This is a genomic window from Candidatus Odyssella thessalonicensis L13 (genome assembly GCF_000190415.1).
In the GTDB taxonomy this organism is placed as follows: Bacteria; Pseudomonadota; Alphaproteobacteria; order Paracaedibacterales; family Paracaedibacteraceae; genus Paracaedibacter; species Paracaedibacter thessalonicensis.
The window spans coordinates 123,261-137,353 of the sequence record NZ_AEWF01000001.1; the positions used below are offsets into that span (position 1 = coordinate 123,261).

Sequence of the window (14,093 nt, forward strand, 5' to 3'; positions counted from 1 at the left end):
ATAAAGCTAGCTTTATAAGGGGAGCATTATGAATTCACAGACACAGCCAGGCAAACATGTATTGCCTGGTGAAAAGCCTGATTACCACAGTTTAAAACTGAAATGCGAGAGGCGTTTAAAGAAACCCTTGGCTAAGCTTCCCCTGCTTAGCTTTTGCGCCTTAATGCTTTTGATAACCCTTTCTACCTCAGCTGTCTGTAACTCTTCTGCCAACAGTTCAGCGACCCCCTCGTCAAGCTCCGATAACCCGGCCCCTGAAATCACCGAAGCAATGGTGATGGAAGCCCTGAGTGCTTCCAAAAAACAGGCCCCGTGGGTTCATGCTGATGCTTTAAAGGTGTGGGGTAATTTTCAGTCAGGATCCATTGAACCAAATTATAGCTATTATTTTTGGGCTCGGAAATTAATCATTTGGTTACAAAAAAACTATAACATAAGATTCAACTCTTATGAGAGAGTTAGTGCTGTATTTTCGGCTTTAAGTCGAAACAAGTTGATTTCTGAAGATGCTGAAAATGTACTAACGCGCTTTGTATGGCAAAACCTGCAGCGGTGGGAAAACTTGGCACCTGAGGAGAAAGCTATGCCTCAGTATCGTCACGAAAATGAGACCATTTTTATTGAGAATTTAAACGAAGTAGATCGAAGCAAACCAGGACAACAGGACAAAAAATGACGCGTACAATAGATCCCGAAAGCTTTTTAAGCGGCGCCAATGCGCCCTATATTATTGACTTATTTCAATCTTATGTCCAGGATCCCAATGCCGTGGATAGGGAGTGGCGCTTATTCTTTGATCAGCTTGACCCCTCATTAAAAACGGGTCTAATTCAGGACGATCGGGCCCCCGTTTGGAAGAAATCAGGACCGGCTGCTAAAACAGGGACTAGTGGCCAGACAGAGCCGGGATTATCAGCCGAAGCAATTCGCGATTCAATCCGCGCTTTAATGCTCATTCGCTCCTACCGTGTGCGTGGCCATCTGAATGCGAAGCTTGATCCTTTAGGCTTGGATAATAGACAAGATCACACGGAGTTAATGCCCCAAAGCTATGGGTTTACAGCAGCAGACATGCAAAAGCGTGTTTATGTGGATAATGTCTTAGGATTACAAAATCCGACCTTGCAAGATATCTATAATAAACTGCAAGCTGTTTATTGCCAAACCATTGGGGTTGAGTTTATGCATATTCAGCACCCTGATCAAAAGAGCTGGATTCAAGAACGGGTAGAGAACACGCCGCCGGCCCAACGGGTTGATGCTGAGGATAGGATTGAGATCCTTAAAAACTTGATCGCTGGTGACTCCTTTGAGCGGTTTCTACAGGTAAAATATCCAGGAGTAAAACGCTTTGGCCTTGAGGGAGGGGAAAGTTTAATTCCGGCTCTGACGGCGATGGTTGATCGTTTAGCGGATGAAGGTGTGAGTAAGATTGTTTTCGGTACCGCTCATCGCGGCCGCTTAAATGTGTTATCTAATATATTGAAAAAGCCCAATGAGGAAATATTTGCTCACTTCCAAGGCGGTGATGTCGATCCCGAATCCTTTCAAGGAACAGGGGACGTTAAGTATCACTTAGGCTACTCAGTCAAACGTGAGGTCCGGGGTCGTGAGCTTCATTTGTCCCTAATGCCGAACCCATCCCATCTTGAAGCAGTTGATCCTGTGGTGTTGGGAAAAGTGAGAGCCGAACAAGATACCCATGGCGATGAGCAACGTCGTCGTACGGTGGCGGTGTTGATGCATGGGGATGCAGCCTTTGCTGGCCAGGGACTGGTGGCTGAAACTTTGGCTTTGTCAGGTCTTAAGGGCTATACTACCGGCGGCACAATTCACATTATTATCAATAATCAGATTGGCTTTACCACTAGCCCGCCCCATTCACGTTGTTCTCCATATAGCTCTGATATTGCCAAAGCCATTCAAGCGCCGGTGTTTCATGTTAATGCGGATGATCCAGAAGCTGTGGTCTGGGCAATGCGCTTGGCCGTAGACTTCCACCGCCAGTTCTCCGTTGATGTTGTACTGGACTTGGTGTGTTATCGTCGTCATGGGCATAATGAAATTGATGAACCAAGTTTCACTCAACCTCTTATGTACCGCAAGATTAATCAGCACCCTTCCACTTTCAAGGTCTACTCTCAGAAACTGATCGAGGCGGGGACCCTCAGTGAGGCTCAAGTGAAGGAGCTGGTGAATCGCTATGAGAATGATTTAAGGCAAACCTTAGACTCGTTGGATGAAAATAAGACAAAGTTGCTGATTTCTAAACCGCAATGGTTGGACGGAGCCTGGAAGCACATTAAGTCACCTCGCATTATTAATGAAGAAGTAGATATAGCACCTGCAACTGGAGCCAAGCTTGACCATTTGGAAAAGATCGCTGAAGCTCTAACGCGCATTCCCGACAGTCTTAAAATTAATCCGCGTTTGCAGCGGGTATTGAAGGCGAAGCAAGAAGCCATCGAATCGGGGCAAAATCTAGACTGGGCCACCGGTGAGGCTCTCGCTTTTGGTAGCTTATTGCTTGAAGGCAAGCCTGTGCGCCTGAGCGGCCAAGATGTAGGACGGGGAACATTTTCTCATCGTCATGCGGTCTGGGTCGATCAAGAAACAGAGCAGAAATACATTCCTTTAAACAATATCGGCTCCGCGCAAGCATTGTTTAGTGTCATTGATAGTCCTTTGGCTGAAGCCTCAGTGCTGGGCTTTGAATACGGCTATAGCTTAGCAGATCCTAACGCCTTAGTTTTGTGGGAGGCGCAATTTGGAGACTTTGCTAATGGAGCCCAAGTTATTATAGATCAGTTTATCTCTGCGGGTGAACGTAAATGGCAAAGGCTGTCGGGATTAGTCATGCTGCTCCCTCATGGATATGAGGGGCAGGGCCCAGAACATTCTTCTTGTCGATTTGAGCGCTATTTACAATTATGTGCCGAGAATAATATGCGTGTTGTTAACTGTACAACGCCTGCTAACTATTTTCATGCCTTAAGGCGTCAGCTTGTGAGTGAAACCCGGCGGCCGTTAATTGTCGTGGCGCCTAAAACACTGCTGCGCCACAAATCTGCGGTCTCAAAAATTGAGGAAATGTTTGAAGGGACATCCTTTAAGCCGATTATTGCTGACACTGAGGTTAAGGGAGATAAGGTTAACCGAGTCGTGCTTTGCAGTGGTAAAATTTACTATGAACTTTATCAAGAGCGACAAGCTCAACAGCTCGAAGATGTCGCCTTAATTCGCCTTGAACAATATTATCCCTTGCCTGAGAAGCATTTAATTGAAGCTCTAAAGCCCTATGCAAAAACTGCTGAGTTTATTTGGTGCCAAGAAGAGCCAGAAAACATGGGGGCATGGTTTTTCTTAGATCGAAAATTAGAGAAAATACTCGAGACATTGGGAGCCCGTTCGCCACGCTTTAAATATGCAGGGCGCCCAGAGGCCGCTTCGCCAGCGACCGGTAATGCCACACGCCATGAAATTGAACAGCGTGCAGTCATTACCCAAGCTTTAGGGTTAAATGGTTCTCGGCTCAAAGCAATTAGTTAACAAATTGATAGAGTGAATAAAATTTATATTAAATAAACTCGGAGAAAAAGGAATGGCAGAAAATAAAGAAATTAAGGTCCCACCGTTGGGTGAATCAGTGAGTGAGGCAACTGTTTCACGCTGGGTAAAGAAAGAGGGCCAAGCAATAGAAGTTGATGAAATTTTGGTAGAGTTAGAAACAGATAAAGTTACTTTAGAAGTCACCGCCCCCGCGGCAGGCGTGCTATCAAAGATAAATTTTCCAGAAGGGACTAATGTGGAAGTTGGCCAAGTGTTGGGTTTGGTTGACGTTGGGGCCAGTGCGTCTCAAAGTACAAGCGATAGCAAAGCCGCAAGCACCCCCGCTAAGGACGTAATTGCTGAGCCGACAACAGTTAAACAGGCATCTGTACCTGCTGCATCTACCCCTTATAATGTTGAGGCCAATGGACCAGCTGTTCGCAAAATAGTAGAAGAGAAGAATGTTGATCTTGCTTCTGTCACGGGCACCGGTAAAGATGGTCGCATCACAAAGGGGGATGTCATCCAGCATATGGCGACCCCTACGTCGCAACAGAGTTCGATGCGCATCAGTGAGGGCCGGGAAGAGCGCGTAAAAATGACACGCTTGCGCCAAAAAATAGCTGAACGGTTAAAGCAAGCTCAACAAACAGCAGCTATCTTGACAACATTTAATGAAGTCGATATGTCAGCCGTTTTTGAAATAAGAAATCGTTATAAAGATTCGTTTGAGAAGAAGCATGGCGTTAAATTAGGCTTCATGTCATTTTTTGTCAAAGCTGCCATCCAAGCCCTTAAGGAGATACCGGAAGTTAATGCTGAGATCAATGGCGATGAAATTATCTATAAAAATTACTATGACATTGGCGTCGCTGTCTCCGCTCCGCAAGGATTGGTGGTCCCGGTCGTAAGGGATGCAGATCAATTAAGTTTCGCTGATGTGGAAAAAGAAATTGGTCGTCTGGGACTGCGCGCTCGCGATGGTAAGTTAACAATTGATGAAATGACAGGGGGAACTTTTACTGTCTCTAATGGCGGTATTTTTGGGTCATTGATGTCAACTCCTATCCTGAATTCTCCGCAAACAGGGATTTTGGGAATGCATAAAATTCAGGAACGTCCTGTCGCCATTAATGGACAAATCGTCATCCGTCCCATGATGTATATTGCTTTGTCGTATGACCATCGTCTAATTGATGGCCGCGAAGCCGTAACATTTCTAGTGCGGATTAAGGAAAATATTGAAAATCCTGAGCGTATGCTTCTGGCTATGTAAATAGCAGTGACAAGAGTAAAAGTTATGCCTAAAGCAACTAAAGAATTTATTTAATTCGTTCTGTGTCTCTAGGCGCTAAGTTGTCTGTGAAGGGGCTGTCCCAATCTCTATCTAAATGCAAAAGCATTTCTGGAGATTAAGACAGCCTCTCATGAATAGAAGCTCATAAACCGGCAGCTTATATTATATGCAGTATATGGAGCGCTTAGGGAGGAGGCAGCATTTAAGCTTTAGCAATGGCATGACAGGGTATGAATTTAGAAAAGTCTATAGTTCTTTTAACGGCGGCTTTAAAAGTAAGGAATGAATATGTCTGAACAATTTGATTTAGTAGTTATCGGTGCTGGTCCAGGCGGCTATGTCGCTGCTATAAAAGCAGCCCAATTAGGATTAAAGGTGGCGTGCATTGATAAACGGCCTGTGGCCGGCGGCACCTGTTTAAACGTGGGTTGTATTCCCTCTAAGGCGTTGCTCACTTCTTCTCATAAATATTGGGAAGCGCGCGAACACTTTGAGAACCATGGCATTACAGCAGACGTGAAAATTGATATTAAGAAAATGCAACTGCGTAAAGAGAATGTGGTCACAGAGCTCACCAAGGGCATCGGCTTCTTATTTAAAAAATATGGCGTAACCTTTATAAATGGGACAGCGTCTATAAAATCGCCAAACCAAGTGCAAGTTCAAGAGGGGCAGCTTCTTGAAACAAAGAATATATTAATTGCCACCGGATCAATCAGCTCCTCACTTCCTAATATTGAAATTGATGAAAAGCAAGTGGTCTCCTCCACCGGTGCTTTAGAGTTTGATAAGGCTCCTAAGCATCTGGTCGTCATCGGCGGCGGCGTTATTGGCCTTGAATTGGGGTCGGTTTGGGCACGCTTAGGTTCTGCGGTTACTGTGGTCGAGTATTTGGATAAGATTGTGCCTTCCATGGACTCTGAGGTAACGACAGCGTTTCAAAAGGCTCTTGCGAGTCAAGGCATGGCCTTCAGATTAGGCCGCAAAGTTGTTAACATTGTCAAACAACCCAAAGAGCTGGCTTTGCATGTTATCCCGGCTCAGGCTGATCCCACGGAAGTTCCTGAAATTATTACATGCGATAAAGTTTTGGTCGCTGTTGGCCGCCGTCCTTATACTCAAGGGCTTGGGTTAGAAAGCATCGGTGTTCAATTGGACAATCGTGGCTTTATTACGGTGGACAGTCATTATCAGACGACTGTGCCCAATATCTATGCCATTGGAGATGTGATACCGGGGCCTATGTTGGCTCATAAAGCCGAAGAGGAAGGCGTGGCAGTGGCGGAATTTTTGGCAGGCCAAGCCGGTCATGTTAATTACCACACAATTCCTTCTGTAATTTATACTCAGCCAGAAGTGGCCAGTGTGGGGATTACAGAAGACCAAGCAAAAGAGCAGGGGCTTAAGTATCGAGTGGGTAAGTTTCCATTTATGGCTAACAGTCGAGCTAAAGCTGTGGGAGATACAGCCGGCTTTGTGAAGGTTATTGCTGATGCGCAGACAGATAAAGTTTTAGGAGTTCACATCATTGGCGAACATGCCGGCGATATGATTGCTGAGGCGGTCTTAGCCATGGAATACTGTGCCTCTTCAGAAGATATTGCTCGTACCTGCCATGCTCATCCTACCCATGCTGAAGCCTTGAAAGAGGCGGCTATGGCAGCGTTCGCAAAACCTATTCATATGTAAGTCTCGAGCAAGAGATTTAATATCGGCAAATTTTGCCTCATTTGCGAAAGGCTAGAAAAAATTACCCGGCAAAACTTGCCGGTTTTTTATTTATGCTGAAATTGACTGCTGTAAAACCTTTAGAAATCATGACTTTTATACTTGGCATGGCCCTTGCTTCCCTATAAATGCGAGCAGGTAAGTTCGTATGCTCATCCGATAAGGATAAGTATTGGTTTAATCACAGGAAGTGAAAGAGGTATAAAATGGTTTCTGCAGTAACAAACCTGGGTGCTAACGCAGCTCAGCGTTATCTTGAAATCAACACATCAAAAGCAACACGTGCAACAGAAGCTCTTGCGTCAGGTTCTAAAATATCCAACCCATCATACGATCCGTCTTCAGCAGCTGTTGGTTATCGTATTTCTTCGAACGTTCAAAGCTTATATCAAGCTAGTGCTAACGTTTCGCAGGCGACATCCGTTATTCAGATGGCCAGCGGATTGTTGGGTGCAACTCAAGACGTTTTAACGCGCTTGAAGGAATTGACCGCCAAAGCAAACACTGACTCTGTTGGTGATAGCGAACGCAGTATGATGAACAAAGAATTCCAACAGCTACTTAAGCAAGTGGATGTCAACGCTCAAAGTGCGCGTTGGGGTGGAATCTCTTTGTTTACTGGTGGTGCAGGAACTGCAACACACAGTACGACTGCAGCAACAGCCAATGCTTTTGGCTTAACTGCTAGCGGTAATGCCTTTACTGCCACATTGGGCTCCTCAACTATCGGTAATATCAATGGCTTTGCAGCTGATGCTGATGTTGTCGCAAATGGCAGCTTATATGATGTAACCGTTAAAATTGGTGACCAGGAGTTTAAAGCAACTGTTGCTCCACCCGTGATCAACGGTACCTTAAGCTTAGTCAGTACGACAGATCCCAACTCAGTTATCAGCTTTACTTATGATGCTGACGTAACCGGTCTCAATAACGCTGCTAACTTTAAATCTGAATTAAAGAACTTCTTAGGTCTCAATTCAGGTCAAACGCGGGCAACTTTTACCTCAGCAAATGCGGGTAATGCGGCTGTTGCTACAGCCTCAGGTGCCGGTGTTAGCGTGGTTTTCTCGCCAGGATCAGGTGCAGCTGCTGGTACTTGGACGTTGAACTATGATAGTACTAAACATGAATTCCGTGTTTCTAACGGTTTAGAATACTATACAGCAGCGGTTGACAATCCAACTAATTCAACGTCAGGATTTGTCTCCTTTGCTAATGGTATCTTGCTGACTCTGAACGGTTTTGACGCAACTGCCGCACTTTCTCAAGAAACTTTTGACGTAGCAGCCGGTACTAAGATCGACCAAACTTTCCAATATGGAGAGAAAGCGACTGATGTGCTCAGTGTTACGTTCGAAGGAGCAACAGCTTCAGCATTGGGTATATCTGGTACTAATATTGTTACTAAGGGTCAAGCTCAAATTGCATCTGGATTGATTGATGCGGCTCAAAATGCAGTGGGTAGCATGATCGCTGAGCTCGGCGGTAAAGCTAGCCAGCTTAGCTTTATGAGTGATACTCTTAAAGTCAGCATTCAGAACCAGCTGGCTGCAAGAGCAAGCTTTATTGATGCTGACATTGCTGACTCTATGTTAACCTTGCAGCGCTATAAAGGTTTAGCACAAGTAGCAAGCTCAGTGTTCACACAAGCAATGAATGAGCAAACTCAGCTGACCATGATGGTTCAGAATGTGCGCTAACCTAAGCTAAGCTTTAAACAAAGCCAATAAAAGGGGGAGATAATCCCCCTTTTTTATTTGATTAGACTAAACTTCGCCCCCGGACGTGACCACCTAAAAAAAGCTATAAACTCATTCATTAACTTCTCCTCAAAAAATTAAATTAAAGGCTGATCTGTAAGGCGAGCTTGAAAAAACTCCTAGGCAAAAACTTCCTCTTTACGGTAAAACAGCAACAATAGAGGAAAAAAATTCCTAAAAATAAATATAAAATTATAGCTAAAATATAAAAAAATTTTATAACATGTTGAATTTATTTTATTTTTTATTCTTGGCATACTGCTTGCTCCATTTGGATACGGAACAATCTACATTTTAACACTTTTCCGTGGTGGTGGAGTGTCAGTTTAACGACAGGAAGATGAGAAGAGGTAAAGAGAATGGTTTCAGCAGCAACAAACCTAGGTGCTAATGCCGCTAAGCGTTACTTAGAGATCAACACACAAAAGGCGACACGGGCCACTGAGGAATTGGCGTCCGGTTTTAAAGCTTCTAACCCGTCCTATGATCCTTCATCCTCAGCGGTTGGTTATCGTTTAACGGCAAATGTGCAATCTTTGGTACAAGCAAGCTCGAATGTGGCACAAGCAACAGCGATGATTCAGATGGCAACAGGCTCGCTTGGTGCGACGCAGGAGGTCTTAACACGCCTCAAAGAATTGACCGCAAAGGCTAATACGGACGGCGTAGGTGATGGGGAACGTAAAATGATGAACGAGGAGTTCCAACAGCTTCTCAATCAAGTTACTGTTAATGCCCTGAGTGCACGTTGGGGCGGAGTTTCCCTGTTTTCAGGGGGTGTAGGGACGAGTACCGCAAATGGTACAGTCGCAGAGGCTGCTATGGGCCTTAATGTTACCACCAATGCCTTTGCCGGAACCTTAAATGCTACTAATACCCAAGGTAATATAAGTGGTGTTGCCTTGGATGCGACTGTGGTGGCTAACGGTTCTCTTTATGAAGTGACGGTGGTTGTTGGAGAACAAACTTTCAAAGCTATGACCAGTGCTCCTTTAGATGGTGGCCAACTAACTCTTGTTAGCATATCCGATCCCACAGCTTCTATTAGCCTTGACTATTTAGGTTCGGGTGTAGCTGTTCCCGATGCCACAATCTTTCAATCAGAATTGCGCCAAGCTTTAGGGATCAGTCCTTCTCTTGCTCGTGCCACCTTCACCTCTTTGAGTACAGGTGCGGCTGCCATTGGTACGAGCCTTATATTCTCACCTGGTGCTGCAACTGCCGCAGGTACGTGGGCGATGACCTATGATTATAATGCCACGACTCAGACCGGTACCTTTAGAATTTCTTCAGGATCAGAATATTATACCACGACCCTCGATGCCTTGAATCCGATGACAACAACGGTGTCATTCCCGAACGGTATTAACCTTTCCTTAAATAACTTTGATGGAACCACAAACTTAGCGCAAGAAACCTTTACCGTAACCGCTGGCAGCCAAATTGTTCAGTCTTTCCAATATGGTGATAAAGCAAGCGATATGTTAACTGTGGTCTTTCAGGGCGCCTCGACAGCAGCCTTAAAGCTGAACAATTTAACAATTCTGACAAAGGCTGCAGCTCAAATAGCCTCTAGAAGTATTGACAATGCTCAAGATCAAGTAGGATCGATGATTGCCGAGTTGGGTGGTAAAGCAAGCCAGCTTAATTTCATGGCTGATACTCTTAAAATCAGTATTCAGAACCAAACGGCAGCTCGATCGACCTTCGTTGATGCTGATATTGCTGAATCCATGTTGACTTTGCAGCGCTTTAAAGGATTAGCCCAGGTAGCTAATACAGTGTTTACCCAGGCCCTTAATGAGCAGTCTAATTTAACAACAATGGTTCAAAATGTACGCTAATAAGAGGAATAAAAGAGTAAGATAAGGCTTTCAACTGTTTTAGAGCGAGGGTAACATGGTAACAAGTGTCAAAAGTGATTTCGGAATGGGGTTAGGTAAAGTCATCGTTGATGAGGAAAGCAAAACCCCCAGAATCTCACAAAAGGTTGCTGGCATTGATATCGATGAATATCTCTCCGCTTATAAAGATGCTAAGAAAACGCAAGAAAAGCCTTATCAAGATAAAATTGATAAAAATACAAAAACCTTAGCAGCTTTATCAACATTTCAAAATAAATTGAAAGCTGTTGATGATATCGCCAGAACTATGGCGAATCGTATATCGAGTACCTATTATGGAAAAACGACGAATGCTTTTGCCCAAAGAACCGTGAGTGCTACCGCTTCTAATGGTTCAGATTATACCAAAATTATTAATATAACGCCTTTAGAAAATGCCGACAAGGGCAGCTTCAGTGCACGCGTCGATCAGTTAGCGACCTATGACTCTAAAAAAGGAGTAGTTAGTGCCTCAAACATTAATGCGGCTTTAGGTATCACGGGAAGCTTTTCCATCAATTCCATGAATGGAACAGCGGTAGATATTACTATAGACTCAAGCATGTCATTAGATGCAATCCGAAGTGCAATTAATAGCGTGTCAAACACCACAAATGTGACGGCGAGCGTCACGCAGATATCCTATGGAATGACGCCTACCTTTGAACTAAGGCTTAATGCTCAAAATATGGGGGAAGCTATCCTCCTTAAGAATAATGCAGGGACGACTCCGTTAGATCAACTGGGTATCCCTCAATTAGCTTCCCCCCAAATATGTAGTGTCATCAGTACGACCAATGAATCAACCGCTCTGGGTTTGACTGGCAATCTGGTTTTTGGAGCAGGAGGAGCCCAACAGATATTGGCTCTTAACCCGGCTTGGACCCTCGATAATCTAAAAACTCAGATTAACGCCATTACAGGGACGACCAATGTTCAAGCTGATTATGAGCGGCCATATCCGTCTAGTAACATATACCAACTTAAGCTGACCTCAACAGATACTCCTAGTACAAATATTTTGATTGATCCCAGTTCAGATACCACTTCATTAAAAAAATTAGGGTTGGATGCCCCCGGGGTGGATTTCAATACTTTATGTGCGAAAGTTAACATAAATGGTAATGATTTTAAGCGGTCAACCAATAGCATCTATGATATTGTTCCAAATGTCAGACTGGATTTAGTTTCAGTACCACCGACAACAGTCCCAGCAACCACAGTTACTGCCGTAATTTCGGATGATAAAAATGCTTTTGCTGCTCAATTTTTGAGTTTTATTGATGCCTACAATGACCTTATTACCTTCTATAATGACCAAACTAAACCCAAAATGAAATCTGATGGGACAATTGCTGGCGAAGGGGCAGATGGTGCTGATTTATACGGTAATAGTTTTGCTCGTTCAGCAATTAATCAAATAAAATCTTCCTTGTTCGGGTCGGTGGCAGGGGCAGCTGCAAATACGGGGGCCTCCATTAATGGTTCTGCTCGAGTCTCAACGCTGCTTTCAATGGGGGTGGGGGTTAACAAGGAAGATAGTAATACATCCAATGGTACTTTAACCACTGATATGGCAGCTTTTGCCGCAGCTCTCGATAATAATTTCTCGGATGTTAAGCAATTATTTTCAAATATGGTCAGTATTAGTAATAGCAGTTTTAGCGTTAGCGATATTCCGACGACTCTGCCCAACGATATAGCTGAGAATGGTTTTAAGGTAGAAATCGTCAGTGATGCTTTGGGGGTCAAAACCGCTAAATTTACCTTAGGCAGCACCGATTATGCAGCTGACGTGATTATTGATAACGTGGGAATAAATATCCGGGGCAAGGCGGGTACCTCATTTGCCGGCATAAATATTTTATACGGTCAGAGCATGCCTAATTCTTCCTCAGCAACGGCTAATATTAACATTACCCAAGGACGTATGGCCGCTTTAGATAGTCAGATTCTGCGAGTGATCGATACCACGCTTGATCCGGCTACGGGTAAGAAGAAAGGTACTATCTTTGTTGAAATTGATAATCTTAACACCAGTACTACCTCGCAGCAGAAAGTAATTGACAGAATTGAGGGCGATATCAAGAAAGAGTCGGCCCGGATAGAGAAAGAATTTATGAAGGTCTATGAAGCCACCTTTGAGCTGGAAAATATCATGAACATGATTGATTCCTTTAATAAGGCTAACTAATTGTATTTGCTTGAATTGCTTAGCCGGAGGATAGAAGCTCCTCCACGATCCATGGCATTGGGAGACAGATAATGTATAACAAAATGCGCACCTATCGTCGCGTAGAAGCGATGACCGCTTCCAAAATAGCCCAGGTGGCTATATTGCTTGAACATTGTGCTGAGCTTTTGCGGCGAACAAAGGTCGCGATCGAGGTAAAAGATTATGAACAGCGCTATCTTTGTACCGAGAAAGTTATGGTCATTCTGAGCTCAATTCAGTCAAGTCTGGCAATAGAGACTTCTGCTGAGGCTGTCGAGTTAAATGCTTTCTTTAATACGATGATCATAGCGTTGCTTGATATTAACCTAAAACAAGAGGCGGCACTGTGCGAGAAGGTAGAATTTGCCTTGGCAGAAATGGCCTCAATATGGCGGCTGGCTGATAGTCATACTCGCATTGAGGAGAAGACAAATTCATCTTCTCCTGAAGCGGGCTCCCTGTCCCTAGATGTTTAAGCGGTGAGGGCGGTCGGCCCTGGATTCAGCAAGCTTTTCGACGGGCGAATACTTTCAGACTTTAACTGACCACAGGCAGCAAGTATGTCGCGCCCTCTAGGGGTGCGCACCGGGGAAGAATACCCAGCTTTTGAAACAATCTCTGAAAAGGCTGCGATGCGATCGGCGGTTGAGCATTCAAATGTTGAGCCAGGCCAGGGATTAAATGGGATCAAATTAATCTTTGCCGGAATGCCTCGGATTAAACGCACTAATTCTTTGGCATCATTATTTGTATCGTTAACCCCTTTAAGCATCACATATTCAAAGGTGATACGATTGGCATTATTAACGCCTGGATAACGGCGGCACGCCTCAATCAGCTCTTTAATGGGATACTTCTTGTTAAGAGGGACAAGAATATTGCGCAGATCATCTCTTACAGCATGCAAGGAGACCGCAAGATTAACCCCAATTTCTTGACCACAGCGGTCCATCATCGGCACCACGCCACTGGTGGACAAAGTGATTTTTCGCTTTGATAAAGATATACCCTCTGGATCCATGATAATCTTTAACGCCTTAGCGACATTATCAAAGTTATAAAGTGGCTCACCCATTCCCATCATGACAATATTTGAAATATGGCGATTACTAAAGGGCGTTGGCCACTCATTGAAAGCATCACGGGCGAGCATCAGCTGGCCGACAATTTCCGCTGATGTTAAATTGCGGACAAGCTTTTGCGTTCCTGTATGGCAGAATTTACATGTTAGCGTACAGCCAACTTGGGAGGAAATACAAATTGTACCTCGGTCTACTTCAGGAATATGGACGCATTCAGCCTCTTCTCCATCCGCAAATCTCAATAACCATTTCTGAGTGCCATCACAAGATCTTAATGCCTTGGTAATGTCGGGGCGATGGATCATATAGGTATCCGTTAATGTCTGACGCAGATCTTTGGGAAGATTCTGCATTTCCTCAAAACTTCTGACCCCTTGAAAGTATAACCAATGCCAAACTTGCTTTACTCGAAACTTTGCAATTCCAGCATCAGTGAATTCCTTTTCCAAATCTTCTCTGGCTATACCAATTATATTTTGCTTTTGATTCATTTGATTTCCTTGACTTACCCTACTGATATAATGCATTTACATGAAAATTGCGATAAGAAAGTCATTTCTTTTTAAATCTGAACTGCAG

Annotated in this window: 9 protein-coding genes; 8 read left to right on the forward strand and 1 reads right to left on the reverse strand. The window is 44.2% G+C overall.

Annotated features, from left to right (window positions below; genetic code table 11):
- Window positions 1-28: 28 nt before the first annotated feature.
- The 8 genes from HMO_RS0100635 (at window position 29) to HMO_RS0100670 (ending at window position 12,908) form a co-directional block, all read left to right on the forward strand.
- The gene (locus HMO_RS0100635; protein WP_029448062.1) at window positions 29-676 is read left to right on the forward strand and encodes a hypothetical protein; all 648 of its coding nucleotides are present in this window, start codon (window positions 29-31) and stop codon (window positions 674-676) included.
- Window positions 673-3,549 (forward strand): 2-oxoglutarate dehydrogenase E1 component, encoded by a 2,877-nt coding sequence (locus HMO_RS0100640; protein WP_010297284.1) that lies wholly within the window; start codon window positions 673-675, stop codon window positions 3,547-3,549. Before HMO_RS0100635 ends, HMO_RS0100640 begins: the two co-directional genes overlap by 4 nt.
- A gap of 52 nt (window positions 3,550-3,601) precedes the next feature.
- Entirely contained in the window at window positions 3,602-4,825 is a 1,224-nt protein-coding gene (gene odhB, locus HMO_RS0100645) for a 2-oxoglutarate dehydrogenase complex dihydrolipoyllysine-residue succinyltransferase (RefSeq protein WP_010297287.1), read from the forward strand.
- 309 nt (window positions 4,826-5,134) lie between these two features.
- Window positions 5,135-6,535: a dihydrolipoyl dehydrogenase gene (gene lpdA, locus HMO_RS0100650; RefSeq protein ID WP_010297289.1), complete on the forward strand. Its 1,401-nt coding sequence runs from the start codon at window positions 5,135-5,137 to the stop codon at window positions 6,533-6,535.
- A 245-nt stretch (window positions 6,536-6,780) separates the two neighbouring features.
- A complete protein-coding gene (locus HMO_RS15335) occupies window positions 6,781-8,274 on the forward strand; it encodes a flagellin (RefSeq protein ID WP_010297291.1) in 1,494 nt (497 codons plus the stop codon).
- Window positions 8,275-8,693: 419 nt separating this feature from the next.
- Window positions 8,694-10,178 carry a flagellin gene (locus tag HMO_RS0100660; RefSeq protein ID WP_010297293.1) on the forward strand — a complete coding sequence of 495 codons (1,485 nt, stop codon included), beginning with the start codon at window positions 8,694-8,696 and terminating at the stop codon, window positions 10,176-10,178.
- Window positions 10,179-10,233: 55 nt separating this feature from the next.
- Window positions 10,234-12,411, forward strand: a complete 2,178-nt coding sequence (gene fliD / locus HMO_RS0100665; protein ID WP_010297297.1) for a flagellar filament capping protein FliD — start codon at window positions 10,234-10,236, stop codon at window positions 12,409-12,411.
- Between the two features lie 71 nt (window positions 12,412-12,482).
- Window positions 12,483-12,908: a flagellar export chaperone FliS gene (locus tag HMO_RS0100670; RefSeq protein WP_010297301.1), complete on the forward strand. Its 426-nt coding sequence runs from the start codon at window positions 12,483-12,485 to the stop codon at window positions 12,906-12,908.
- On the opposite strand, the gene rlmN is transcribed toward HMO_RS0100670, so the two are convergent.
- Window positions 12,905-14,005 (reverse strand): dual-specificity RNA methyltransferase RlmN, encoded by a 1,101-nt coding sequence (rlmN, locus tag HMO_RS0100675; protein WP_010297304.1) that lies wholly within the window; start codon window positions 14,003-14,005, stop codon window positions 12,905-12,907. The two genes, HMO_RS0100670 and rlmN, sit on opposite strands and share 4 nt — an antisense overlap.
- Between the last annotated feature and the right edge of the window lie 88 nt (window positions 14,006-14,093).

Excerpts from the sequence above, each read along its gene's own strand:
- HMO_RS0100635 (WP_029448062.1), top strand. The coding sequence starts at position 29 with ATGAATTCACAGACACAGCCAGGCAAACATGTATTGCCTGGTGAAAAG.
- HMO_RS0100640 (WP_010297284.1), top strand. The coding sequence starts at position 673 with ATGACGCGTACAATAGATCCCGAAAGCTTTTTAAGCGGCGCCAATGCG.
- odhB (WP_010297287.1), top strand. The coding sequence starts at position 3,602 with ATGGCAGAAAATAAAGAAATTAAGGTCCCACCGTTGGGTGAATCAGTG.
- lpdA (WP_010297289.1), top strand. The coding sequence starts at position 5,135 with ATGTCTGAACAATTTGATTTAGTAGTTATCGGTGCTGGTCCAGGCGGC.
- HMO_RS15335 (WP_010297291.1), top strand. The coding sequence starts at position 6,781 with ATGGTTTCTGCAGTAACAAACCTGGGTGCTAACGCAGCTCAGCGTTAT.
- HMO_RS0100660 (WP_010297293.1), top strand. The coding sequence starts at position 8,694 with ATGGTTTCAGCAGCAACAAACCTAGGTGCTAATGCCGCTAAGCGTTAC.
- fliD (WP_010297297.1), top strand. The coding sequence starts at position 10,234 with ATGGTAACAAGTGTCAAAAGTGATTTCGGAATGGGGTTAGGTAAAGTC.
- HMO_RS0100670 (WP_010297301.1), top strand. The coding sequence starts at position 12,483 with ATGTATAACAAAATGCGCACCTATCGTCGCGTAGAAGCGATGACCGCT.
- rlmN (WP_010297304.1), bottom strand. The coding sequence starts at position 14,005 with ATGAATCAAAAGCAAAATATAATTGGTATAGCCAGAGAAGATTTGGAA.